Below are 23,835 nucleotides of genomic sequence, written 5' to 3'. Positions count from 1 at the left end.
GCCGGGATGCGTCAGCTCCTCAAGGTCGTGAACCCGTACTCGGCGAGCCCGTACAAGAACGGTGTCTCTGACGTCCGTTCCTCGGAGCCCACATCTCGCATGCCCGTCTGTCCGGGAACTTTGTCATGGGCCGGACGGGATTGCCGGATCGCCTGAGAACCAGTCAGATCGCGAGCGAGGATGATGTCATGACGTGGATGACGCTGGGTGATGACTTCTCCTTTGTCGGCCGTGAGGAGGAGCTCGAACTGATCCGAGCGGCCATGAGCGGGAGCCGGATGGTCACGATCACCGGTGCGGGAGGCGTGGGCAAGACCCGCCTCGCCCGGCAGACCGTCGCTCCCAAGATGGCGGCGGACGGTCACGACGTCGCCTGGGTGGATCTTTCCCCGCTGCGCAACGCGGACCTCCTCGCCGCCACCGTCGCGGACGCCTGCGGCCTTTCCGACCACACCCCGCGGATGCCCACCGAGTCGATCTCGGCATGGATCGGCGACCGTGAGGTGCTGGTGGTCCTCGACTCCTGCGAGCACCTGTCCACCGAGTGCCGCAACGTGGCCGGCAACCTTCTGACCGCCTGTGAGCGCCTGCGGATCCTGGCCACCAGCCGTGAACCGCTGCGGGTGCGGGGCGAGACGCTCGTCCCGATCGGTCCCCTGGCCACGTCGGAGGAGGCGGTGACACTGTTCGCCGACCGTGCCGCCCAGGCGGGAAGCCCGCTTGAGGACGAAGGGGACCGGCAGCTGGCAGCACGCCTGTGCGACGAACTCGACCGGCTGCCGCTGGCTCTCGAACTGGCCGCCGCGCAGTTACGCACGATGTCGCTCACGGAACTCTGTGCGGCACCGCGCTCGGCCGTGGACCTGCCTCAGAGCACCGGGTACCGTCCGACGCCGCGTCACGCGGGGCTGCGCACCAGCATCGGCTGGAGCCACGAGCTGTGCAGTCCGCTCGAAAGACTCCTGTGGGCGCGCCTGTCGTTCCTGCCGGGCTCCTTCGACGAGAACACCGCCTGGAAGGTCGCGAGCGGGGGACCGCTGTCGCCGAGCCAGGTCTCCCGCACCCTCGCGGCCCTGGCCGACAAGTCGGTGATCACGCGGCAGGACGGTGTGTACCGGATGCTGGACACGATCCGTGAGTACGGCCGTATGTGGCTCCACGAACTGGGCGGTGAACAGGAGATGGCCCGCCGGCATGCCGAGCACCTGCTCAGCGAGACCCGGCAGGCGCATCAGGAATGGTTCGGTCCGGCCCAGCGCGACTGGTACCGCCGGATCGACCTCCTCCACGACGACATCAGGCTGGCGGCCGACTATTTCCTTGCCACCGATCCGACCGCCGCCCTGGAGCTGATCGGTCACGTCAGCTTCTTCTGGGTCTGCTCGGGATACCTGTACGAGGGGCGCCGGTACCTGGAGCAGGCAGCCGCGCTGGGGGCCGGCGCGGAGCAGGACGAGACGCGCGTCCAGGGGCTGTGGAGCCTGGGGCTGGCCCTCACCCTTCAGGGCGAGCACGACGCCGCGCACAAGGTGGCGGTGGACTGCCGACGTACGGCCGAGGCCACCTTCGACGCCGAAGGGCTCGGCAGAGCCGTCTACCTGGAAGGCCTCCTGCACCTCCTGGAAGGCCGGCCGATGACCGCGAGCAGCCTGGTGGAGTCCGTGGAGTTCGGCGTGGCAGTCTCCCGGCCAGGGCAACTCACCGCCGCGACAGCGCTGTGCAGCCTGGTCCACGTCTTCGGCCTCACCGGATCCGGCAGGCTCGCCCAGGCCCGGCAGGAGGCGGCCGAACTCCGCGACATCTGCGTGGAGTCGGACGAGTACTGGACGCGTTCCTACCTTGAGCATCAGCTGTCCCTCATCGCCGTGCTGGAGGGACGCACGAAGGACGCCGTCGCTCACGCGCGGGCGGCACTGCACGCCAAGCGGCACATCGGCGACGCCTTCGGTATCGCCATGGTCCTGGACGTCCTCGCCATCGCCCTGACCGACGCGGGGGAGGAAGACAGCGCGGTCTACGCCTTCGGCGCGGCGGCACGCTTCTGGGAGACCGTCGGTCACCCGCAGCGTGGAACGCCGGAACTGGCCCCCCTGCGAGAGCAGTGCGAGGAGCGGCTCGTGGCATGTCTCGGCACGGAACGGTTCGAGAAGCTCTTCAGGCGTGCGGCGGCAGCCGACAACCGGACGCTCACGGCCTGGGCCGCTCACGGAGGTCCCGTTCCGGAGACGTGACCGGGCCGTACCTCGGACCGTGCCGTACTTGGGACCGCGGCGGCCGGGGCGCCGGGCGCGCCGTTCAGCCGGCGAGGCGGGAGCGTCCGGACGCGTCGTGGGGCGGTACGCCGAGGTGTTCCAGCAGCAGGCCCTCGCGGGTGGACCAAGGGCAGATCTCGACGGTCTTCACCCCGCAGACCTCCATGAGGGTCTGCGCGATCAGGGCTCCGGCCAGGGACTGCGCGGCCCGGTGGTGCGAGATGCCCGGCAGTTTGCCGCGGCGGGACGGCTTCGCCTCGGCCAGCAGGGTCACCGAGGTGCGCAGGTGCGGCAGGGCCAGCTTCCGCCCCGCCCGGGGCGCCTTGCCGCGCGCGGCGGCGAGCCGGGCGAGCTGTTCGAAAGTCTTGGAGCAGGCCAGCACCCGTGTGCCCGGCTCGGCGTGCGGCAGACCTGGAACGGCCTCCAGCGACCGGCGCAGGTGCTCGCGGATCTCGGTCAGCCGCTGCGGGGACGGTCTGGAGTTGCCGGGCAGCCAGTCCCGGGTGACCCTGCGTGCGCCCAGCGGCAGCGAGTGCACCGTGCGCGGTCGGTCTCCGGTGCCGGAGGCGATCTCCAGGGTGCCGCCGCCGATGTCCAGCACGAGCAGCGGGCCGGACTCCTCCGCCCACTGACGGGCGGCCACGTAGGCGAGGCGCGCCTCCTCCTGGCCGGTCAGCACGCGCAGGCGGGTGCCCGTGGTGCGCTTCACGCTCGCGATGATCGCGTCACGGTTGGGGGCGTCCCGGATGACGGACGTGGCGAACGCGAAGACCTCCGGTCCACGCGGATGGGGGTTCGCGGCGACTGCCTCGGCCACCGCCTGCTCGACGCTCTCCACGCCGGCCGGGTCCAGCCGTCCCTTGTGGTCGAGGGTCTCATGCAGTCTCAACCGCACCTTGCGGGAGAAAACGGGCTCAAGGAGCGAGTCCGGGCGCCGCCGCACGATCGTCAGCAGAGCACTGTGACATCCGACATCGAGCACACTCGCCTGCCGCACTCCGTGCCCCCTTTGCTCTCGCGTCCGACCCGACCGGCTGCTACTCCCTGTCCTCCGACAGCCCGCACAACGGTGCGCGGGTTTCCGGCCCAAAAGGTCATTCTATCTTCACCGCTTGTGCACCCTCCGAGTTGCCCGTGGAACAGCGGGGTGACGGTGTGGCTCCGCGTCGGCGGTGAGGTGTGCGCCGGAGTCGGGCCGCGTTCCCGTGCCGCGTCCATGAGCGGCGGGCGGGCCATATCTGGCGAAGTGTCAACTTCCACACCAGGAGCGCCAGTTCCAGTGACCCAACAGGTCTCGTCGCGTCCTTGTCCGATCGTCCCGGGTCAGTCTCGAAGACACTCTCCGCGGCGGAGCGACGCGTGCCTACCGTCCGGTCGTCGAGGTGGGCCGGCAGCGCGGGCCCGCCGCAGTCATCGGAACGCAAGGGGAGGCATCGTGGCGAGTGTCGAAGTGTCGCTGAAGGAGATGATGGCCGGCATCGAGGGGGCTCTGGGGGCGGCGGTCGTCGATTACACCAGCGGCATGGCGCTGGGGACGTTAGGCGGCGACAAGAGTCTCGACCTGACGGTCGCGGCGGCCGGCAACACCGATGTGATCCGGGCCAAGGTGCGCACCATGGACCAGCTCGGCCTCAAGGGCCAGATCGAGGACATCCTGATCACGCTGGACAGCCAGTACCACCTCATCCGGCTGGTCACGGGTCGTGACGGCAACGGTCTGTTCCTGTACCTCGTGCTCGACAAGGCCCGCTCGAACCTGGCCATGGCCCGGCACCAACTCAAACGCGTCGAGGGGGCGATCGAGATCTAGCCCGTCATCGCGTGCGGGAACCACGTACGCCCTTGATGTGAAGACTTCTTCAACTAGCGATATCTGCATGGTCACAAGGTGCGGTCGTGCAGGCACCGAGACGTGAAGGATCGGCTTCCGAGGGCGGCATGTGATGTGGCGGCACTCTCGGGTGCCGCCGCATTCCGGCGGCCCCGGTCCGAACAACCCGGCAAGGAGCGAGCATCCATGCAGGTACCCCTCTATCAGGTCAAGGCGGAGTTCTTCCGCATGCTCGGCCACCCCGTGCGCATCAGGGTCCTGGAACTCCTCCAGCACGGTCCGGTGTCCGTACGGGACCTGCTCGCCGACATCGAGATCGAGCCCTCCAGCCTGTCGCAGCAACTGGCCGTCCTGCGACGCTCCGGGATCGTCGTGTCCACCCGGGAGGGCTCCACCGTCCGCTACGAACTCGCCGGCGGAGACGTCGCCGACCTCCTGCGCGCCGCCCGCCGCATCCTCACCGAACTCCTCACCGGCCAGAACCAGATCCTCGCCGAACTCCAGCAGGCGGACGCACTTCCGCAGCCGCTCCCTGCCCCTCGGTGACGTCCGGGCCGCGCGCGAGGTGGCTCAGCCCGGGCCGATGCCGACTGACGCGACCCGCCTACGATCCGTCCGCCAACTCCGCCCGACGGCAGCTCACTTGAGGCGCCCATCCGCCGAATCCTGTGCGCGGGGCGGCGCCGTCGAGGCCCGGATCACGAGATCCGTGGCGAGTTCGATGTGGTGGGACTCGACCTTCTCGCCGTTGGCCAGCCGGAGGGCGATGCGGAGGGCCGCACCGCCCATCTCCCGCAGCGGCTGGCGCACCGTGGTCAGCGGCGGTGACGCCATCTGGGCGAGGCTCGTGTCGTCGAAGCCGACCACGCTCAGGTCTTCGGGGATGCGCAGGCCTCGGAGACGGGCGGTCTCGAGGACGCCGAGGGCGATCTCGTCGTTGCCCGCGAAGACCGCGGTCGGTGACTCCTCCAGGTCCAGGAGCAGTTCGGCGCCGAGCAACCCGGTCTCGTACGTGAACTCTCCCGGCCGTACGTAGGTGGTGGGCACCTGCACGCCTTCCGCCTCCATGGCGGCGCGGTAGCCGTGCATGCGTGCCTGGTTGCAGATGGCCATGGCCGGTCCGCCGAGATAGGCGACGCGGCGGTGGCCCAGGGACAGCAGGTGCCGGGTCGCGGCCAGGCCGCCGGCGAAGTTGGTCGCCCCGACGCTGTTCACCCGGCTGTCCGGCAGGTGCAGAGGGTCCAGCACGACCAACGGCAGCCCGGCCCGGGCCAGTTCGTTCAGGTGCCCCGCGGTGTACACGCTGGTGACCGCGATGACGGCGCGGCGCCCGGCCGAGACGAGGTCCCGGGCCCAGTGCGGGGCACGGGACGCCTTGCTGACCACCACCGAGGCGCCCAGTTCGGCGGCCGAGTCGATGATGCCTTCCAGGGTCTCGGCCACGTACGACTTGAGTCCGCCGTGGAACTGGACCTCGATGGTGGGGATTTCGACGGCCTCGGTGTGACGGAACACCGGCGCGAGGTAGTCGTGCTGATGCAGCAGTTCCTGCACCCGGGTGCGGGTGTCCGGTGCCACGTCACCGCGGCCGTTGACGACCTTGGAGACGGTCGCGACGGAAACCCCGGCCGCTTGGGCGATGTCCGCCAGGGTGGTGCGCCTGGAGTTCGGTCGCATCGGTTCCTCCCAGGTGTTCGTACCAGTGTGGTGAGCCGCCGGTCGGACCGGCAACGCGGGTGGAACCGGTCAACCGTACGGCAGTTCGGCACCGAGATCGTCCGGGAGAGCGCCCGGTGTGAACTCCCGCCCGAGGCGCACCACTTGAACGCCGCTCCGCCGAGCCCTGTCGGCCTCGCGTGACCTGCGCCGACGAGCAGGTCCGCCGCGGCCGTCGCATCGTCCCGTCCTCAGGTGGAGGATTTCGAAACAGTTTCGGACTTCGCGAAAGGCGTGCAGGACGCCTTCTCGCGATGTCACGCCACTGACGACAGCCCGAATTCGCTTGCCTGCACGTGTCTTGACAGGGCATCAGATCGAAATCTAGCTTGCACGAACAGAGCTCTAAGAAGGTTGTTTCGAAAACCTTTCACCATGACTCACGAGAAGCCTGTGGCTCTCGAGTGCGGAGTAAAGACATGGCGCTCTCCCGACGTACCCTCCTCGGCCTGGCCGTCGGCGTGCCGGCCTCCGCGGCGCTGGCCGCCTGCGGCTCGTCCGGTCCCGGCAAGAGCGGCGGGGCCACGTACTGGTACCTGAACGGTCAGCCGCAGGAAGGCGTCAGGGCCGGAGCGGTGGACGCGTTCAACAAGGCCCACCCCAAGGAGCAGATCAAGGACACCACCTACCAGAACGACGCGTACAAGACGAAGATCAAGACCTCCATCGGTGCCGGAAAGGCGCCCACCATCATCTGGGGCTGGGGCGGCGGGACGCTGCGCACCTATGTGGAGGCGGGCCAGGTCGAGGACCTCACCTCGTGGTTCGGGGAGCACTCCGAACTCAAGAAGAGCCTTTTCCCGTCGTCCTTCGCCGCGGCCACGGTGAACGGCAAGATCTACGCGATGCCGGTCGAGACCGTCCAGCCGATCATCCTCTACTACAACAGGAAGGTCTTCGACCAGGTCGGAGTGGAACCACCGAAGTCCTGGGACGACATCATGGCGCTGGTGCCCAGGTTCAACGCGAAGGGCATAGCGCCCTTCTCCCTCGGTGGCCAGTCCCGGTGGACGAACATGATGTGGCTGGAGTTCCTGTTCGACCGCATCGGCGGCTCCGAGGTGTTCCAGGCCATCACCGAAGGGGAGAAGAACGCCTGGTCGAACCCGGACGCCATCACCGCGCTGACCAAGGTGCAGGACCTCGTCAAGGCCCACGGATTCGTCAAGGGCTTCTCCTCGATCACCGCGGACTCCAACGCCGACCAGGCGCTCCTGTACACCGGCCGGGCCGCGATGATGCTGCACGGGGCCTGGTCGTACGGCATCCAGCAGGCGGACGGCGGGGACTTCGTCTCCGGCGGCGGCCTGGGCTACATGACCTTCCCGCCCGTGGAAGGCGGCAAGGGCGATCCGAGCGACACCGTCGGCAACCCCGCCCAGTACCTGTCCATCTCCTCGAAGGCGAGTGCCGAACAGAAGAAGGTCGCCAAGGACTTCTTCGCCACCGGCGTCCTCCGGGACGAAGAGGTGAAGCAGTGGATCGACAACGGATCGGTCCCGATCCGGCTCGGCACGGAGAAGCTGCTCGCCGCCTCGAAGAACGCCGACTTCCTGCAGTTCACCTACGACATCGCCAGCAAGGCCAAGGTGTTCGGCCAGTCCTGGGACCAAGCGCTCAGCCCGACGGCCGCCGAGACCCTGCTCGACAACATCGTCAAGTTGTTCCAACTGTCCGTCTCGCCCCAGCAGTTCGCCGACAACCTCAACGCGGTCACCAGCACATGAGTTCACCCATCGGCCATCGGCCGCATCGCGAACCGCGCAGCGTCCTGCCGTGGCTGGCGGCTCCGGCGCTGGTGGTCTTCGTCGGCTTCGCCGTGGTTCCGCTCGTCGGGGTCTTCGCGCTGAGCTTCACCACGTGGGACGGGATCGGCGCCATCCACCCCTCGGGGCTGACCAGTTGGCGCGCGGTGCTCACCGACCCCGGGCTGCCGCACGCCCTGTGGGTGACGTTTCTGGTGATGGCCGTGTCCTGGGCCGTCCAGACACCGCTGAGCATTCTGCTCGGCACGTTCATGGCCGGCCGCCAGCGCTACCGCGCGGTGCTGGGCGTGGTGTACTTCGTCCCGCTGATGCTCAGCTCGGCGGCCATCGCGCTCGCGTACAAGGCCCTGCTGGACCCCAACTTCGGGCTCGGCGCCGGGCTGAGGATACAGGCGCTGAGCAAGGACTGGCTGGGGCGACCCGGACTCGCCTTCGGCGTCGTCATCTTCGTCGTCTCCTGGCAGTTCGTCCCGTTCCACTCCCTGATCTACCAGGGTGGTGTCCAGCAGATCCCGAAGTCCCTCTACGAAGCGGCGCAGTTGGACGGAGCCGGACGGATCCGGCAGTTCTTCAGCATCACGCTGCCCCAGCTGAAGTACACGGTCATCACCTCGTCCACGCTGATGGTGGTCGGGTCGCTCACCTTCTTCGACCTCATCTTCGTCCTCACCGAGGGCGGCCCCGCCGACGCCACCAGGGTCCTCGCACTGGACATGTACAAGCGCGGGTTCCAGGCCAGCCTGATGGGGCCGGCCAGCGTCATCGCGGTCATCCTCGTCCTGGTGGGACTGGCTCTCGCCCTGCTGCTGCGCCGGCTCGGTGGCCGGGACGCCGGCGCGAGCCAACTCGAGGGGGCCTGACATGACCACCCTGACCGAGCCGCGATCACCGCAGAAGGCCACCCACCGCGAGCGTCGACGCCACCCGCGTCGGACCGCCCACCGCCCCAACTGGGCCGGCGGCCTGGCGGGTTGGCTCTGGCTGGTCGTCGTCGCCGTACCCCTCTACTGGACCCTCATCACCAGCTTCAAGGCCAAGAGCGGCTACTACGCCAGCAATCCGCTGGTGCCGTCGAGCGACCCGACGCTGGAGAACTACCGGTTCGTCATCGAGTCCGACTTCCTCCGCTACTTCCTCAACAGCGTCGTCGTCACCGCCGGCGCCGTGGTGCCGGCGGTCGCGGTCTCCTTCATGGCCGCCTACGCGATCGTCCGCGGGTGGCGCATGCGTGTCCTCCGCGCGATCAACGGACTGTTCCTCATGGGCCTGGCCATCCCGCTGCAGGCCACGGTGATCCCGGTCTACCTGATCATCATCAAGCTGCACCTCTACGACAACCTGCTGGCACTGATCCTCCCGTCGATCGCCTTCGCGATCCCGCTGTCCGTCCTGGTGCTCACCAACTTCATCCGCGACGTCCCGAACGAGCTGTTCGACTCGATGAAGGTCGACGGCGCCACCGAGTGGACGACACTGTGGCGGCTGGCCGCACCGCTGACCCGGCCGGCCATCCTCACCGTGACCATCTTCAACTCGCTGACCATCTGGAACGGGTTCCTGCTGCCGCTGATCCTCACCCAGAGCCCCGACCGCCGGACCCTGCCGCTCGCGCTGTGGACCTTCCAGGGCCAGTACGGGGTCAACGTCCCGGCCGTCCTCGCCGCCGTCGTCCTCACCACCCTGCCCGTCCTGGTGCTCTACGCGTTCGGCCGCCGCCAGCTGCTGAGCGGACTGACCGCCGGATTCAGCCGTTGACCGGCGCCGACACCGTGTCCGGTGCCCGGCCCGCGGTCCGGGACGTCCGGTGAACTCCGGTACCGCATCCACCGGCTCGCGCGGGACCCGCACCACCCCCGGAACAACGGCAGCCCCGCCCCGCTCCGAGTCCCGTCTACCCGTTCGCCCGTCGCGCCCCGCCCAAGGGCCCGACGTACGTGGGAGGAAAGTGAACGCCAACGTGGCCGTAGAGAACATCCCCGGAATCGCCCTCTGGAACGACCCCACCAGGCCCGTCGCCGCACGCGTCGACGCCCTGATCGCCGCGATGACCCTCCAGGAGAAGACCGCCCAGCTGTACGGAGTGTGGGTGGGTGCCTCGGACCAGGGTGGCGAAGTCGCCCCCCACCAGTACGACATGGAGGAGGCCGTCGACCTCGACGCGCTCCTGCCCGCCGGACTGGGCCAGCTGACCCGGCCCTTCGGCACCGGCCCGGTCGACCCCGCCCTGGGCGCACTCTCCCTGGCCCGCACCCAGGCCCGTATCGCCGCCACCAACCGGTTCGGCATCCCCGCGCTCGCCCATGACGAATGTCTGGCCGGATTCGCGGCCTGGGGAGCGACGGCCTACCCCGTGCCACTGTCCTGGGGGGCCACCTTCGATCCGGACACGGTACGGCGCATGGCCGCCGTCATCGGCCGCGACATGCGTGCCGTCGGCGTCCACCAGGGACTCGCGCCCGTCCTGGACGTCGTGCGCGACACCCGCTGGGGCCGTGTCGAGGAGACCATCGGCGAGGACCCGTACCTCGTCGGCACCATCGCCACGGCCTACGTGCAGGGCCTGGAGTCGGCCGGGATCATCGCCACCCTCAAACACTTCGTCGGATACTCGGCCTCCCGCGCCGGCCGCAACCTCGCCCCCTCCTCCATGGGGCCGCGTGAGCGCGCCGACGTGCTGCTGCCTCCCTTCGAGATGGCGGTCCGTGAGAGCGGCGTCCGGTCGGTGATGAGCGCCTACACCGACACCGACGGCATGCCCTCCGCCGCGGACGAGGATCTGCTCACCGGGCTGCTGCGCGACACATGGGGCTTCGACGGCACCGTGGTCGCCGACTACTTCGCCGTCGCCTTCCTCAAGACGCTGCACGGCATCGCGGCCGACTGGCCCGACGCCGCCGGAACCGCGCTCGGCGCGGGCGTCGACGTAGAACTGCCCAACGTCAAGGCGTACGGTGCGCCCCTGGCCGCGGCTGTCGCCGACGGCCGCGTCCCGGAGGCGCTGGTCGACCGCGCCCTGCGGCGGACACTCACCCAGAAGGTGGTGCTCGGCCTGCTCGACCCGGACTGGGACCCCATGCCGGCCGCGCTCGACGGGGCGGACCTGACCGATCCGGCCGCCCTGCGCGGCCGGATCGACCTGGACGGCCCGGAGAACCGGGCGCTGGCCCGCGCGGTCGCCGAGAAGGCGGTCGTGCTGCTGAGCAATGACGGCACTCTGCCGCTGGGCAGGCCCCGGCGGATCGCACTGCTCGGCCCCAACGCCGACGAGCCCGTCGCCGTCCTGGGCTGCTACTCCTTCCCCCAGCACATCGGCGTCCGCCACCCCGCCACCCCACTCGGCATCGAACTGCCCACCCTGCGCGACACACTCGCCGCCGAGTTCCCCGACGCCGAGATCACCGTCGCTCGCGGTACCGGAATCGACGACGGAGATCTCTCCGGCATCGACACCGCCGTCCGCGCGGCACGTGAGGCCGACATCGCCCTCGTGGTGCTCGGTGACCGGGCGGGGCTCTTCGGGCGGGGCACCAGCGGCGAGGGATGCGACGTGGAGACGCTGGCGCTGCCCGGCGCCCAGCAGCAACTGCTCGACAGCCTCCTCGACCTGGAGACGCCTCTGGTCACCGTGCTGCTCGCGGGACGGCCCTACGCCCTGGGCCGCGCCGTGGAGAAGTCCGCCGCGATCGTGCAGTCCTTCTTCCCGGGCGAGGAGGGGACGCACGCGATCGCGGGGGTGCTCAGCGGCCGTGTCCATCCCTCCGGACGCCTCCCGGTCAGTGTGCCGCGCGGGACGGGCTCCCAGCCGGCCACGTACCTCGGAGCGCGGCTCGCCCACGCCAACGAGGTCTCCAGCATCGACCCGACGCCCGCGTTCGCCTTCGGGCACGGCCTGACCTACACACGGTTCGACTGGACGGACCTGACCGTGGACTCCCAAGAGGCCCCGACGGACGGCGAGTTCGGTCTCGCCTTCACCGTCCGCAACACGGGGGAGCAGCGGGGGACCGAGGTCGTCCAGCTCTATCTGCACGACCCGGTGGCCTCTGTCGTCCAGCCCGTGCAGCGTCTCGTCGGCTACACCCGGGTCGATCTGGAGCCGGGCGAGGCCCGGCGCGTCCACGTCACGGTCCCGGCCGATCTGGCCTCCTTCACCGGACGCGACGGGCGGCGGATCGTCGAACCGGGCGAACTGGACCTGAGGCTGGCCGCCTCCAGCGCGGACCCCCGCCTGACGGCCAGGGTCACGCTGACCGGAGCCGGGCGCCACGTGGATCACACACGGCGCCTGCACGCCACGGTCGGACAGGAGCCTCTCGCCCAGGCGTGAACGGGCGTGCGCAGCGCGTGCCGTGAGAACGGCGGCGCTGCGCACAAGGCTCCGGACGCCCTCACGACCGTAGAAGCTCTCGCCCACTCAGAGCACGCCGCGCCGGGCGAGGTTGCGCATCAGCGCTCCTACGCCGGATGTCCACGGCGCGGCCCGCTCGCTCGGGACGACCGTGTTGACCAGAGTGCCGAGGCGTGGGCTGGAGATGCGCACGATGTCGCCGTACTCGTGGGTGAAGCCCGCGCCGGGGGCCTGCCGGTCCTCGGTGGCGGCGAACAGCGTTCCGGTGAACAGCACGAAGCCGTCCGGGTACTGGTGATGCGGGCCGTGCGTGGCGGCCACCAGGTCCAGTACGTCGCGGCTGATCTCCCGCAGGGAACTGCTGCCGTGCAGGACGTAGCCGTCCGTGCCGTCGATCCGCAGGTCGATGTCGAGCCCGCGTACGGTGTCGAGGTCGAAACCCTCGTCGAGCAGGCGCAGGAACGGGCCGATCGCGCAGGAGGCGTTGTTGTCCTTCGCGCGCGACAGCAGCAGGGCGCTGCGGCCCTCGATGTCGCGGAGGTTGACGTCGTTGCCGAGCGTCGCGCCGCGCACCCGGCCGCGCGAGTCCACGACGAGGACGAGCTCGGGTTCGGGGTTGTTCCACACCGAGGCGCCCAGCACTCCGACCTCGGAGCCGGTACCGACCGCGGACAGGACGGGCGCCTTGGTGAACACCTCCGGGTCCGGCCCGATCCCGACCTCCAGATACTGCGACCACAGTCCCTCGGAGACGAGCAACTCCTTGGCCCTGCCGGCCTCGGGAGACCCCGGGCGGATGCCGGCGAGCGTGCCGCCCACCACCTGCTCCACGCGGGCGCGCACCCGTGCGGCCTGTGCCGGGTCGCCGCCCGCGCGCTCTTCGATGACGCGTTCCAGCAGACTCCGGGCGAAGGTGACCCCCGCTGCCTTGATCACTTGCAGGTCGATGGGGGCGAGGAGACGTGGAACGTCACGGCGGCCGGGCTCGGCCTGGAGCAGGTGGTCCAGGCTCCATGTCTGTCCGCCGGACGCCTCGCGGACGACTGCCGCCGCGTCGTCGCGCTCCATGAGGTCGGAGACGGTGGGCGTCACGGCCGTCAGGTCGACGACCTGCTCGCCGCGGACCGCGGCCACGCACGGTCCGTCGCACGCCGGGTCGTGGACGCGTGCGACGAGCAGGGCCCGGTCGGCGTCCTCCGGCAGGACGGAGCCAGGCGTGAGGACCGGACGAGGGTGTACGGCTGACGGTTCCACGAGCGATGCTCTCCTGGATCAGAGGGGGTACGGTCGCGCGGGCGGGCTCAGTGGGAGTCGCGAGGGACCTCATGGCCTCGGCTCCCGCGCAGAAAGCCGAAGTCGGCGCCCCGGTCGGCCTGTTCCACGTTCTGGGTGTAGAGCCAGGAGTAGCCGCTGGTGTGCCGCTCGGCCGGTGCCCTCCAGGCGTGCCGACGGCGCGTGAGCTCGGCGTCGTCCACGTCCAGGCTCAGGGTGCGGTTCGGGACGTCGAGGACGACCGTGTCACCGTCCCGCACCAGGGCGAGAGGCCCACCGACGGCGGCCTCGGGCGCCACGTGCAGGACCACCGTCCCATATCCGGTGCCGCTCATCCGGCCGTCACAGATGCGCACCATGTCCGTGACGCCGGCCTTCAGCAGCTTGCCGGGCAGCGGGACGTTGGCGACCTCGGGCATGCCGGGGTAGCCCTTGGGCCCGGCGTTGCGGATGACGATGACGGTGTTCTCGTCGACGTCGAGTTCCGGGTCGTCGGCCACCTCGTGGTAGGCCTCGGGGGAGTCGAAGACGCGCGCGGGGCCGCGGTGGGTGAGCAGGTGCGGTGAGGCGGCGGACTGCTTGACGACAGCGCCGTCGGGGCAGAGGTTGCCGCGCAGTACGGCGATTCCGGTGCCGGCCGGCTGGAAGGGGGCGTCGAGGCGGGTGATGACGTCGGAGTCGACGCGTTCGGTGTTCTCGGTGTTCTCGGCGACGGTGCGACCGGTGACCGTGATCTGGCCGCCGTGCAGCAGGCCGCCGCCGAGCAGTTCGGCCAGGACGGCGGGCAGGCCGCCCGCGTAGCAGAAGTCCTCCATGAGGTAGCTGCCGCTCGGCATCAGGTTGACCAGGGTCGGCACCGCGCGAGCCAGGTCGTCGAAGTCCCGCAGGCTCAGCTCGACACCGACGCGTCCGGCGATGGCGATGAGATGGATGACGGCGTTCGTGGAGCCGCCGATCGCCGCGTTGACCCGGACGGCGTTCTCGAACGCCTCCCGGGTCAGGATCCGCGAGGGGCGCAGCTCCTCCTCCACCATCCGGACGACGCGCTGCCCCGCCGCCTGCGCGACCTCCATCCGCCGGGAGTCGACCGCGGGCCAGGCCGCCGACCCCGGCAGTTGCATACCGAGCGCCTCGGCCAGGCAGGCCATCGTCGAGGCGGTCCCCATCGTCATGCAGTGCCCGTTGGAACGGGCCATGCACCCCTCCGCGAAGAAGCACTCCTCCTCGGTCATCCGGCCGGTCTTCAGATCCTCCTCGAACTTCCACACCTGGGTGCCCGACCCCACGTCCTGGCCCCGGTACTTGCCGTTGAGCATCGGCCCACCGGTGACCATGACGGCGGGCAGGTCGACGCTGGCGGCACCCATCAGCATGGCGGGGGTCGTCTTGTCGCAGCCGGACAGCAGCACGACACCGTCCAGCGGATTGGCCCGGATCAGCTCCTCGACCTCCATGGCCATGAGGTTGCGGTACAGCATCGCGGTGGGCCGCATCAGGGTCTCGCCGGTGGCCATGGTGGGGAACTGGAGCGGCAGGCCGCCCGCCTGCCACACACCCCGCTTGACGGCCTCCGCGACACGCGTCAAATGGGCGTTGCACGGGGCGAGTTCGGATGCGCTCGTCGCGATGCCGATGACGGGACGCCCGTCGAACACCTCGTGCCCGAATCCCTGGCTGCGCATCCAGGAGCGGTACACCATCCCGCTGCGGCCCTGTGCGCCGAACCATGCCTGGCTGCGGCGGCTCGTCTTCTGACCGTCCGTCATGTGCGCACTCCCGTGGCTGTCGCGTCGGCCGCTTCGCTGCGGGGCGGCGGCAAGGCGATGGGGCAGTGGTGGGCGAGGACCCGCGGGCCGTACCCTGGAACTCAATCATTAGATGATTCGATGAATGGCGTCCAGGGGGCGAGCAGGGATCGTGGCGCACTTCCCGACCACGCATCAGCGCGTGGTCGACGAGTTGGGGCGGCGCATCGTGGGCGGGGCGTGGCAGCCGGGGGAGACGCTGCCGGTCGAGGACACCCTCGCGGCCGGGATCGGCGTCAGCCGCGGCCTGTTGCGAGAGGCGGTCAAGGTACTGGTCGCCAAAGGAGTGCTCCAGGTACGCCCCCGCACCGGCACACGCGTACTGCCCCCGGAGCACTGGAACCACCTGGACCCGGACGTCCTGCGCTGGAAACAGGCCGAGGACGCCACGGCCCTGCTGCGCGACACGGGTGAACTGCGCCGGATCGTCGAGCCCGAAGCGGCCCGGCTCGCCGCCGACCGGGCCGGCCCCGACGAGGTACGTGTCCTGTACGAGGCACTCGCGGCCATGGAGGCAGCGGCGGCGGATCCTGCCCGCACCGGATACATCGAGGCCGACATCGCCTTCCACCGTGCCCTGCTCGACGCCGGCGGCAACCGTCTCCTCGGATCACTGGGCCGTGCCGTCGGGATCGCGCTGGAACACAGTTTCCTCCTCAGCACACAGACCCCTGGCGCGGTGGAAGCCTCCCTGCCAGGTCACCGAGCCGTCGTGGAAGCCGTCGAGGCCCACGATCCCGCGGCGGCGGCAGCCGCCGTACTGGCGATCATCGAAGCCGCCGAACGAGAGATCGCCCAGTCACCGGGACTGCCGGGCGACGCGGTGTGAGCGGTGACGGCCGCGCCTTCGCGGGCCCGCGGGCGGGAGCGGGCTCAGGCAACGCTCCAGGCGCGCAACTGACGACCGATCAGGCCAACCCCTGACGCACCGGAAGCCGCGTCCCGCACGAGAGCGACCGCCTCCTTCGGCGGGTACTCCAGCCGGCGCCCGTTCAGCACGAGGTAGGCCTCCGTGCAGTGCCACGCCAACGCCTCGTCGGAGTGTTCCAGGCACGGCAGCCGTACCAGCGTCTGGAGCAGTGACGACGCCTTGAGGAACAAGGACCCGCTCCTGCTGCTCGTCAAGCTCATGCCGCGCGGCGAGTTCCGCCGCGCGGCGCTCCTCGGTGGGATCGGTCGCGCCGGCCGCTTCGGCGAAGGCGTCGCCGCTACGGGCCATCGACTTGCTGAAGGCGTCCAGGAAGTGCGTCTCCACCGCGGTGGCGCGGGCGCAGGCGGCGGACAGGACGTGGGCCGCTGTCGGCACGGACCGCGAGGCCGGGCAGTAGAAGGCCGGGCGATGAGTTCGCGGACCCGGAGCGGTCTGCCCCTGTAGTGAACGGATCAGACGGATCAGAAGGATCGGACGGCTCACCGCGAGGGCGACGGAAGGTCGCCACGAGGAGGACGACACAGTGACCGGACATCGGGGCAAGGTGACCTGCGACCTCTCGGTCTCGGTCGACGGGTATGCGGCCGGGCTCCACCAGGCCGAGCACCGCCCGTTCGGCGACGACGGCGGCGACGGCTGGGGCGGCAGACTGCACGCCTGGATGTTCGCAACCCCGGAACAGCGGCAGGCCGAGCTGGACCGGCTGACGGCAGTCGGCGCCTTCATCATGGGGCGCAACATGTTCGGCCCCGTACGCGGCGCGTGGGATCGGCACTGGACGGGATGGTGGGGTGACGATCCGCCGTATCACGCACCGGTCTTCGTGCTCACCCACCATCCGCGCGACCCGCAGCCGATGGCCGGCGGCACCACGTTCCACTTCGTCACCGACGGCATTGAATCCGCGCTGCGGCAGGCTCGCGAGGCGGCAGGGGAGCGCGATGTGTCGGTCCACGGGGGCGCGACCACCGTCAACCAGTACCTCGCCGCAGGCTTGATCGACGAACTGCGGCTGCACATCGTGCCGTTCACGCTCGGCGCCGGCACGCGGCTGTTCGACGGCGTGCCGGCACTGAATCTCGAACAGGTGGAGTCACGAGCGGCCGATGCGGTCACACACGTGACCTATCGCGTGACGGCCTGAGCGAGGTTACGTTCGGCCGCATGGCTGACGACTGCTTCGGGCATCCACGACTCGCCGCGATCTACGACCCGCTCGACCCCGACCGCGGCGACCTCGATGCCTACCTCCGGATGGCCGAAGAGTTCGAGGCGTGGCAGGTCCTGGACATCGGCTGCGGCACCGGGGTGTTCGCACTCCTCCTGGCCGACCGCGGGGTCGACGTCGTCGGCATCGATCCCGCGCGGGCATCCGTCGACGTCGCCCGGGCCAAACCAGGCAGTGAGCGGGTGCGCTGGATCTGCGGTGACGCCACGGTCCTCCCGCCACTGCGGGTCGACCTCGCGACGATGACAGCGAACGTCGCCCAGGCCATCGTTGATCCCGGCACCTGGCGGAAGACGCTGCGGGGAGCCTACGAGGCACTGCGGCCGGGCGGGCACCTGGTCTTCGAGACCCGCGATCCGGCCGGACACGCCTGGGAGCAATGGACCCGCGAGCACTCCCACCGCGTGACACGCATCCCGGGCGTCGGCGCCGTCGAGAGCTGGGTCGAGCTGATCGAGGTGAGCCCGCCGCTCGTGACCTTCCGCCGGACCTACGTCTTCGCTGCGGACGGACAGGTTCTGACGTCGGACTCGACCCTGCGCTTCCGGGAGCGCGACGAGGTCGAGGCGGACCTGGTCGTCCATGGCTACGTGGTGCAGGATGTCCGCGATGCGCCTGACCGGCCGGGCAAGGAGTTCGTCTTCGTCGCACGACGTCCCGACGGAACTCCCTGACCGCGGTTCCCCTCACGTCACCGAGGGCAACACCGACGGCACCGCCTCCGTCGTCCTGCACCCGTCTCCGCGGTGGCCGATTCCGGCCCGTCCACAGCTTCCCCGGCCGATTGTCAGTGATCGCCGCTAACGTTCCGCTTGTCGTCGCACAGATGTCGGGACGTCCCGGCTGAACTGTGCTTTCTTCGGGCTGGGTTGAAGTGGGAGGCGGGGGCATAGTGGGTTGGCTGTCGGCGGGGGACGGGTATGAAGTCGCCCTGGTGGAAGGCCGGGTGGCGGCGCGTGCCACCGGGGGCCGGTCGGCGGGGCGGCAGTTGAAGTCCCTGCCGCGCGCACTCAAGGACCACCCGGAGGTGGACCGGCTGCGGCGGTTCGCCGAATGGCTGGATCGGCACGCGGCGGGCTGCGTCGCGCAGGTCGACTCCTGGATGGTGTCGTCACTGCCCGTGCCCACCGGCCTGCTGGTCCGGGTATGGCCGGACGAGGCCTGGCAGTCGGCCCTGCGCGACCTGGCCGTGGTCGGCGACGACCCGGACGAGGTGGGTTTCCTGCGCGGCACCACCGAGGACGGCGAGTTGCGGGTGGTGAACCTCGACGGCGAGACGGTCAGGCTGTCCTCGCGCACGGTGACCCTGCCGCACCCGGTGCTGCTGCCGGACCTCGACGACATCCGCGAGTTCGCGGCCGAGCTGGGCATCGTGCAGCGGGTCGAGCAGATCCACCGGGCGACCTGGCTGCGCCCCGACGAGATCGCCCCGAAGGCCACCGAGACCCGGGAGTTCGCGGGCGGCTCGTTCCGCTCCCGGTTCGCCCTCGCCGCGCGCGCCAGCTCGTTGGGCTACCGCGTCTCCGGCGGCTACGCCACGGCCCGGGTGCGTGACGGCGGGCGCACGGTCGAGGCGTCCGTGTGGATCGGGGAGCCGTACTGGGAGGACACGGTGGAGACCGGAGGTCTCAGCTGGCAGGACCAGGACGGCCGCGCCCTGCCGTTGCGGGAGGTGGGACCGGTGGCCTGGTCCGAGGGGATGCGGATGGCGGCGGCCCTGTACGCAGGACGTGACATCGAGGAAGGCAAGAGCGCATGAGCGGGGGGACGCAGGTGTCGTACGAGGAGATGCTCGCGGCGGGGGCGGTGCTGCCGCCGGACACGGAGGGCGCCGGTGAGCGGGCGGTGCCGCTGACGGCCCGCACCTACCGGCACCCGGGCCTCGACGACCGGGTGGTGGTACGGCTCGTCGCCGGTGAACTCGGTGCGGCGGAAGACCTCGCCGCCGGGTTCCTCGGACTGGAGAAGGACGCCGAACCGGCCGTCGTGGGGCTCGGGTCCCACCAGTCGCTGGGCTTCCCGGAGTGGGTGCTGGTGCACCACCCCGGCGACGGGCACCACGCGCTCGGCGTCGTACCGGACCTGGAGCGCGCCGCCCGGCAGGCGAAGTCCCGGCCCAAGGCCGCCCTGGACGCCTACACGGAGATAGGCGCGCGGCTGGCGGCCTCCGTCCCGCACTTCCTGCCCACCTTCTACGAGCAGGCGGGCCGGGTGTTCCTCGCCGAGGAGAACGCCACCTACGCGGCCCAGTTGTTCACCCGGGCCCGCAAGGCCGAGGCCGAGCACGGGCTCGTCATCGAGGAGGACCGGCTCGACGCGGTGTTCCTGGAGTTCGCGCTCGCGGGCGCGCTGCCGGTGAAGGTGCTGTCCTCCTACGGCAAGGAACTGGCCGCGCGGGTGCCGGCCGAGGAGGCGCTGCGCCGCTTCACCCGGCTGTGCCTGCGGCGCACCGCCGGTGGCCTGCCGCCGTCCGCGCAGATGGCGGGCGATCTGCGCAAGCTGGCCCGCGCCGCCGGACAGGACGCCGACCTCGCCGAGCAGCGGTACCTCTCCGAACTGCTCGGTCTGCCCGCCACGCTGCGTGCCGCGGCCGGCTGGTGGAAGGGCCACCGTGCCGCGCTGGTGGCGCTGGCCGCGCGGGAGCGGCACGTGCGCGGCACCCTGCTGGACATGCTGCCCGCCGGCGCCGACGACGAGATGCCCGCGCTGTGGCTCCAGGTCCTGTCGGACTCCGGTGCCACGGAGGGGCTGTGGGAGGCCGGCCTGCCCGAGGAGGAGCGTCCCCGGGACGGCACGGCGGGCTGGCTTGAGCGGTTCCTGACGTTCCGGGAGCGGGCCCGGTCCTGGCGCGGCTCGACCCGCATGCCTGAGGTGTACCCGCTCGTGGAGCGGACGGTGGACCGACTGCGGGCCGAACTCGCCGCGTCCGGGCGCGCGTTGAGGGTCACGCACGACATCGACCTGATCGACCTGCTGCTCTCCCTGGACGTACCGGTGGCGGCTCCGGACCGGGACCACGCCCTGCCGCTCGGGCAGTGGGCGGCGGGCGACGGGCAGCGGGACATGCTGTTCCTGGGCGCCGACACCCGCTTCCACGGCGCCTTCCTGAAGGGCGCGGACCGCTTCGGCAACGACGACTCAGGGCTGCGTGCCATCCGGCTGCTCGCGCAGTCGCCCGGGTGCCGTCCGCTGATGGCCCAGTGGGTGCGCACGGTCGTCGAGCGGTTCACCGCCGTCGGTCTGCCCCAGCTGCCGGACGCGCTGGCCCGTCTGCGCTGGCTGCCGGCCGAGGCGCTGGCGCTGGCCGAGGCGGAGGTGCGCGCGGCGGTCGCCACCGACCTCGCGCCCGTGCTGGCGCGCACCCTGCGGGCCGGCCTCTTCGACGAACTCGGCTGGCCCGCCTGGGAGGAGGCGGCGGCCGAACTCGTCCCGAAGGACCGGGTGGAGGACCTGGTCGTCGCCGACGCCTGGCCCCACCTCGTGGTGGCGGGCGAGGCCCAGGCCCGGGTGATCGGGCCCGACGGGACCCTGCTCACCCATGACCTGCGCGTCCCCAAGGACGACCGCTACGGCGACCCCGGCTTCCACCACGTCGACGGCGAACTCCTCGTCTACTGGAACAGCCGCAACGACGGCCTGCGGGGCTACTGGCACACGCGGGCCGACCGGGTCGAGAAGCTGGAGGGCCCGCGCGGTACCCGGGGTACCGAAATGGACTGGTACAAGGCCAACTTCCCCATCACCCTGCCGCTGCCCGGCGGCGGCAGGACCACCGGCCGCGGTGTCCTGCATGCCGGGGACACGACGGTCCCCGAGGAGCGTCCGCTGCTCTTCGACGGCTCCACCCACTGGGTGTGGCACGCGGAGTCCGAGGACCAGGAGGAGCACGGCTGGTACGAGTACGATTCGGCCACCGACACGCGCGGCCGTATGAGTCGGCCCGCGTTCTTCGCCGACGCGCTGCGCGACGCCCCCGCGGGCAGCAGCTTCGCCGGGGGGCGGCTGCGGCCCTCTCCCACGACCGGTGCGGCTCCGGCCTCGGCGCCTGTCGACGGCCTCGTCGGCCTGCGCAGGCTCGAACTCCCTGACGGCTCCACGCGTGTCGAGGACCTCGCCGGGCACACCCTCACGCTGCCCGCCCACGCGGGTCGGCCGTACACGCTGGTGATGTTCCCGGGGGCGGAGCGGCCCACCGCGGTCGTGCACAGCGGCTGGCAGCTCGATCTGGTCGACGCGGACGGCGTCGTCACCGCGTGGGGGAAGACCGACCGTACGGCGGGCGTCTTCGGTGAGGGCTCCCTGCTGCTGCCGCCCGTGCAGTACTGGGAGTGCCTGACCCCGCGCGACCCGGCGGGCTCCACGGGACTGCGGCGGATCGAACGGGACACCGCCGCCGCGCTGCTGTCGGCGGCCGGCGACCAGGAACCGGAGACACTGCCCGGCGCGATCCGCGCGCTGCTGCCCGTCACCCACCCCGCTCTGCTCGCGGGCATCGCCGGGGTCGTGCGGTACGCGGCGGCCCAGCAGGCCGTCCTGGACGCGGCGGCCACCCGGCTCACCCTGGCTCTGGAAGGCGGCCTGGAGGACGAGGGTCCGGCCGGTCCCGCGGACAGCCTGCTGCGGGACGCGATGAGCGGTCTCGGCGCGTCCAACGGCTACTGGTGGAATCGCGACGACCATGCCGACACCGTCTTCCGTGTCCTGCGGACGCTGACCCGGGCCGCCGACGCCACCGACGCGGTGGCCGTACCGGAACAGGCCGCTGCCCGGCTCCACCTCGACGGACCCGAACTGCCCGTCGGGACGCCCGAGTTGCACACCCTGCTCGGCCGGGTGACCGCCCTCGCCCACCGCGCGGCGGCGCGCACCACCAGCGCCGAGCACCGCGAGGCACTGCGGCAACTGCTCGCCGGATTCGAGCGGTTGGGGCTGGGCCCGTCCGGGGCGGCGGGCCGCTGGCGCAGGGTGACCCTGCACCTGGACGCGCACCGGCTCCGCTCGGCCCCTGACCACTGGCGGGAAGGCTCCTGGCACGGGCTGCTGCCGCTCGCGGACGGGGCTTTCATCGCCGTGACCGGACACGGGTCCGCGGACGACGACGGCTGCGACTTCACCGGCCTGTTCCACGATCCGGCCGGACGGTTCACGGCCCCGGAGCCGTACAAGGTCCTGGCCTGCGACCCGATCGGCGAGGACCAACACCCGGGCAGGCTCGGCGCGTTCCTCGCCGCGCTCGCCGAGCGCGGTCCGGCACCCTGGTTCCCGGACGCCGCCGGGGAGTTCGCCCGGCTGACCGGCGTCACCGAGACGCTGGCCCGGCTCGTCGTCGCCGGGCTGCCGGGCGTCGACGCCTACGAGCGGACCTTCCTCACCACCGAGGCCCGCAACGTCATCGGCGTGAAGGTCGCCCCCGCCGCCGTCGCCAAGGACGAACTCCGCGGCATCGACAGCGCCGTCCGCGCCGAGGTCGTGGGCGCGCTGCTGCCCGCCGACCCGGTGCGCCTGTGGACCGAGGGCCCGGACGTGGTGGCGGCTGCCGCCGTCTGGAACAGCAGGCTCGGCAAGCGTCCCGCCGTCCCCGAGGATCTGCTCAGCGACGCGATCCGCGCCTTCCGGCACGCCCCGTGGCCGGTGCGGGAAGCGCTGCCCGCACTGCTGGACCCGGCCCGTGCCCCGCAGCTCAGCCGGGACCTGCGGTGGGAGGTCAACGGCGACCGGGTGCGGCCGGTCGGCAACGACACGACCGGGTTCACCGTGCAGACCCTGGTCGGCTCCGTCGGTCTCGTCGCGTGGCTCGCCCACCGGCTGCCCGCCGGCGACCCGATCCGCGCCGCGCTGCCACCCGCGCTCACCGCCGTGCGCGCGCGCCTCGCCGCCCCCGGCCTCATGCTCGACCTCGGCCAGTACATCGGCCTCCCCGCCTTCCGGAAGACGGCGGGCACCCCCACCGAGACCGGTCCGGGTTTCGAGCGCTACGGCGCCGTCGTCCTCGCCACCCATGACGACCAGCCGGCCCCGGGCATCCGGGTCGACCTCCTCGACGAGGCGGGCCAGGACCCCTACCTGCCCGCGACCCGCGTCAACGACCAGCCCTACCCGGCCGAGGTCGCCCTGCGCATGGTCCGCGATCCCCGTTTCGCCGCCCTCCTCGCCGACCCCGGTGAGCCGATGGCGGGGGACCGGGACAAGGACGGCACCTGGTGGCCGCAGCACCCGGGCTGCTCGGTGCCCGACCTGGTCGTCGAGGTGGCCAAGGAGCACGGTCTCGGCGAGGACGCGGCCACGCTGTATCTGATGCTGCTCGCCATGCCCGACCCGACCGACCGCGCGACGGCCCGGTGGACGGGCTGGAAGCCGGCCCGGCTCAAGGCCGCCCGCGCCGAACTGGCCGCCACCGACCTCGTGGTGCAGGCCACCCGGACCAGGGCCGGGCGCTCGCTGTTCCTGCCCGGCGGCTGGGCCGAACAGCCGTCGCCGCGAGTCCCCCTGGAGCGCTGGAAGCTGCCGCTCTTCGACCTCGTCGTCAACGACCAGACACCCCTGGGCGTGATCGTGCCGACCGAACCGGCCGCCGACCTCTACCGCAGAGCCTGGCAGCGGGTCCGCGAGGGCGACGCTCCCCGGTTCGAGGAGCTGAAGGTGCGCCGGGGCCGCCGCCGCTGACGTACGCCGTACCGGGGGCGCCG

At 71.2% G+C, this 23,835-nt stretch carries 16 protein-coding genes and 1 pseudogene; 12 read left to right on the top strand and 5 right to left on the bottom strand.

Annotated elements, in window-relative coordinates; all coding sequences use genetic code 11:
- Positions 1 to 188: 188 nt before the first annotated feature.
- Positions 189 to 2,231 carry an ATP-binding protein gene (locus tag ACIPTO_RS20940; protein ID WP_401194315.1) on the top strand — a complete coding sequence of 681 codons (2,043 nt, stop codon included), beginning with the start codon at positions 189 to 191 and terminating at the stop codon, positions 2,229 to 2,231.
- 64 nt (positions 2,232 to 2,295) lie between these two features.
- Here ACIPTO_RS20940 and ACIPTO_RS20935 read toward each other — a convergent pair whose 3' ends face one another.
- On the bottom strand, positions 2,296 to 3,195 hold the full coding sequence (locus tag ACIPTO_RS20935) for a Ppx/GppA phosphatase family protein (RefSeq protein ID WP_401194313.1): 900 nt from the start codon (positions 3,193 to 3,195) through the stop codon (positions 2,296 to 2,298).
- Positions 3,196 to 3,687: 492 nt separating this feature from the next.
- Here ACIPTO_RS20935 and ACIPTO_RS20930 point away from each other — a divergent pair, with 492 nt between their 5' ends.
- Positions 3,688 to 4,062 (top strand): hypothetical protein, encoded by a 375-nt coding sequence (locus ACIPTO_RS20930; RefSeq protein ID WP_366314940.1) that lies wholly within the window; start codon positions 3,688 to 3,690, stop codon positions 4,060 to 4,062.
- A 207-nt stretch (positions 4,063 to 4,269) separates the two neighbouring features.
- Positions 4,270 to 4,629 carry an ArsR/SmtB family transcription factor gene (locus ACIPTO_RS20925; protein WP_401194311.1) on the top strand — a complete coding sequence of 120 codons (360 nt, stop codon included), beginning with the start codon at positions 4,270 to 4,272 and terminating at the stop codon, positions 4,627 to 4,629.
- Positions 4,630 to 4,722: 93 nt separating this feature from the next.
- Here the strand turns inward: ACIPTO_RS20925 and ACIPTO_RS20920 are convergent, their stop codons facing one another.
- Positions 4,723 to 5,760, bottom strand: a complete 1,038-nt coding sequence (locus tag ACIPTO_RS20920; RefSeq protein ID WP_401194309.1) for a LacI family DNA-binding transcriptional regulator — start codon at positions 5,758 to 5,760, stop codon at positions 4,723 to 4,725.
- A 458-nt stretch (positions 5,761 to 6,218) separates the two neighbouring features.
- On the opposite strand from ACIPTO_RS20920, the gene ACIPTO_RS20915 reads away from it, so the two are divergent.
- From ACIPTO_RS20915 to ACIPTO_RS20900, 4 genes are all read left to right on the top strand, one after another.
- Positions 6,219 to 7,526 (top strand): extracellular solute-binding protein, encoded by a 1,308-nt coding sequence (locus ACIPTO_RS20915; RefSeq protein ID WP_401194306.1) that lies wholly within the window; start codon positions 6,219 to 6,221, stop codon positions 7,524 to 7,526.
- On the top strand, positions 7,523 to 8,425 hold the full coding sequence (locus ACIPTO_RS20910) for a sugar ABC transporter permease (RefSeq protein WP_366314932.1): 903 nt from the start codon (positions 7,523 to 7,525) through the stop codon (positions 8,423 to 8,425). Before ACIPTO_RS20915 ends, ACIPTO_RS20910 begins: the two co-directional genes overlap by 4 nt.
- A gap of 1 nt (position 8,426) precedes the next feature.
- On the top strand, positions 8,427 to 9,320 hold the full coding sequence (locus ACIPTO_RS20905) for a carbohydrate ABC transporter permease (protein WP_401194303.1): 894 nt from the start codon (positions 8,427 to 8,429) through the stop codon (positions 9,318 to 9,320).
- Positions 9,321 to 9,510: 190 nt separating this feature from the next.
- Positions 9,511 to 11,892: a glycoside hydrolase family 3 N-terminal domain-containing protein gene (locus ACIPTO_RS20900; RefSeq protein ID WP_401194300.1), complete on the top strand. Its 2,382-nt coding sequence runs from the start codon at positions 9,511 to 9,513 to the stop codon at positions 11,890 to 11,892.
- Positions 11,893 to 11,979: 87 nt separating this feature from the next.
- On the opposite strand, the gene ACIPTO_RS20895 is transcribed toward ACIPTO_RS20900, so the two are convergent.
- Together ACIPTO_RS20895 and ACIPTO_RS20890 are read right to left on the bottom strand one after the other, a co-directional pair.
- Positions 11,980 to 13,167 carry a fumarylacetoacetate hydrolase family protein gene (locus ACIPTO_RS20895; RefSeq protein WP_401194297.1) on the bottom strand — a complete coding sequence of 396 codons (1,188 nt, stop codon included), beginning with the start codon at positions 13,165 to 13,167 and terminating at the stop codon, positions 11,980 to 11,982.
- A gap of 47 nt (positions 13,168 to 13,214) precedes the next feature.
- Positions 13,215 to 14,951, bottom strand: a complete 1,737-nt coding sequence (locus tag ACIPTO_RS20890) for an IlvD/Edd family dehydratase (RefSeq protein WP_401194295.1) — start codon at positions 14,949 to 14,951, stop codon at positions 13,215 to 13,217.
- A 124-nt stretch (positions 14,952 to 15,075) separates the two neighbouring features.
- On the opposite strand from ACIPTO_RS20890, the gene ACIPTO_RS20885 reads away from it, so the two are divergent.
- Positions 15,076 to 15,819: a FadR/GntR family transcriptional regulator gene (locus tag ACIPTO_RS20885; RefSeq protein WP_401194293.1), complete on the top strand. Its 744-nt coding sequence runs from the start codon at positions 15,076 to 15,078 to the stop codon at positions 15,817 to 15,819.
- A 44-nt stretch (positions 15,820 to 15,863) separates the two neighbouring features.
- Here ACIPTO_RS20885 and ACIPTO_RS20880 read toward each other — a convergent pair.
- Positions 15,864 to 16,097: pseudogene (locus ACIPTO_RS20880) on the bottom strand (fic family toxin-antitoxin system, toxin component); the annotation flags it as partial.
- Between the two features lie 347 nt (positions 16,098 to 16,444).
- On the opposite strand from ACIPTO_RS20880, the gene ACIPTO_RS20875 reads away from it, so the two are divergent.
- The 4 genes from ACIPTO_RS20875 (at position 16,445) to ACIPTO_RS20860 (ending at position 23,812) form a co-directional block, all read left to right on the top strand.
- Positions 16,445 to 17,065, top strand: a complete 621-nt coding sequence (locus ACIPTO_RS20875) for a dihydrofolate reductase family protein (RefSeq protein WP_366314920.1) — start codon at positions 16,445 to 16,447, stop codon at positions 17,063 to 17,065.
- 20 nt (positions 17,066 to 17,085) lie between these two features.
- A complete protein-coding gene (locus ACIPTO_RS20870) occupies positions 17,086 to 17,823 on the top strand; it encodes a class I SAM-dependent methyltransferase (RefSeq protein WP_401194291.1) in 738 nt (245 codons plus the stop codon).
- A gap of 218 nt (positions 17,824 to 18,041) precedes the next feature.
- Positions 18,042 to 18,908 carry a DUF4132 domain-containing protein gene (locus tag ACIPTO_RS20865; RefSeq protein WP_401194288.1) on the top strand — a complete coding sequence of 289 codons (867 nt, stop codon included), beginning with the start codon at positions 18,042 to 18,044 and terminating at the stop codon, positions 18,906 to 18,908.
- Positions 18,905 to 23,812 (top strand): DNA-binding protein, encoded by a 4,908-nt coding sequence (locus ACIPTO_RS20860; RefSeq protein ID WP_401194286.1) that lies wholly within the window; start codon positions 18,905 to 18,907, stop codon positions 23,810 to 23,812. The genes ACIPTO_RS20865 and ACIPTO_RS20860 overlap by 4 nt, the downstream gene beginning before the upstream one ends.
- Positions 23,813 to 23,835 lie beyond the last annotated feature (23 nt).

Origin of the sequence: Streptomyces sp. NPDC090083 (assembly GCF_044747445.1) — a bacterium.
Lineage (GTDB): Bacteria > Actinomycetota > Actinomycetes > Streptomycetales > Streptomycetaceae > Streptomyces.
This window is presented reverse-complemented; position numbering and strand designations above follow the sequence as displayed.

What these genes read in the sequence shown, in the direction of transcription:
- ACIPTO_RS20940 (WP_401194315.1), top strand. Translation starts at nt 189, where the DNA reads ATGACGTGGATGACGCTGGGTGATGACTTCTCCTTTGTCGGCCGTGAG.
- ACIPTO_RS20915 (WP_401194306.1), top strand. Translation starts at nt 6,219, where the DNA reads ATGGCGCTCTCCCGACGTACCCTCCTCGGCCTGGCCGTCGGCGTGCCG.
- ACIPTO_RS20925 (WP_401194311.1), top strand. Translation starts at nt 4,270, where the DNA reads ATGCAGGTACCCCTCTATCAGGTCAAGGCGGAGTTCTTCCGCATGCTC.
- ACIPTO_RS20885 (WP_401194293.1), top strand. Translation starts at nt 15,076, where the DNA reads ATGGCGTCCAGGGGGCGAGCAGGGATCGTGGCGCACTTCCCGACCACG.
- ACIPTO_RS20890 (WP_401194295.1), bottom strand. Translation starts at nt 14,951, where the DNA reads ATGACGGACGGTCAGAAGACGAGCCGCCGCAGCCAGGCATGGTTCGGC.
- ACIPTO_RS20920 (WP_401194309.1), bottom strand. Translation starts at nt 5,760, where the DNA reads ATGCGACCGAACTCCAGGCGCACCACCCTGGCGGACATCGCCCAAGCG.
- ACIPTO_RS20905 (WP_401194303.1), top strand. Translation starts at nt 8,427, where the DNA reads ATGACCACCCTGACCGAGCCGCGATCACCGCAGAAGGCCACCCACCGC.
- ACIPTO_RS20870 (WP_401194291.1), top strand. Translation starts at nt 17,086, where the DNA reads ATGGCTGACGACTGCTTCGGGCATCCACGACTCGCCGCGATCTACGAC.
- ACIPTO_RS20860 (WP_401194286.1), top strand. Translation starts at nt 18,905, where the DNA reads ATGAGCGGGGGGACGCAGGTGTCGTACGAGGAGATGCTCGCGGCGGGG.
- ACIPTO_RS20910 (WP_366314932.1), top strand. Translation starts at nt 7,523, where the DNA reads ATGAGTTCACCCATCGGCCATCGGCCGCATCGCGAACCGCGCAGCGTC.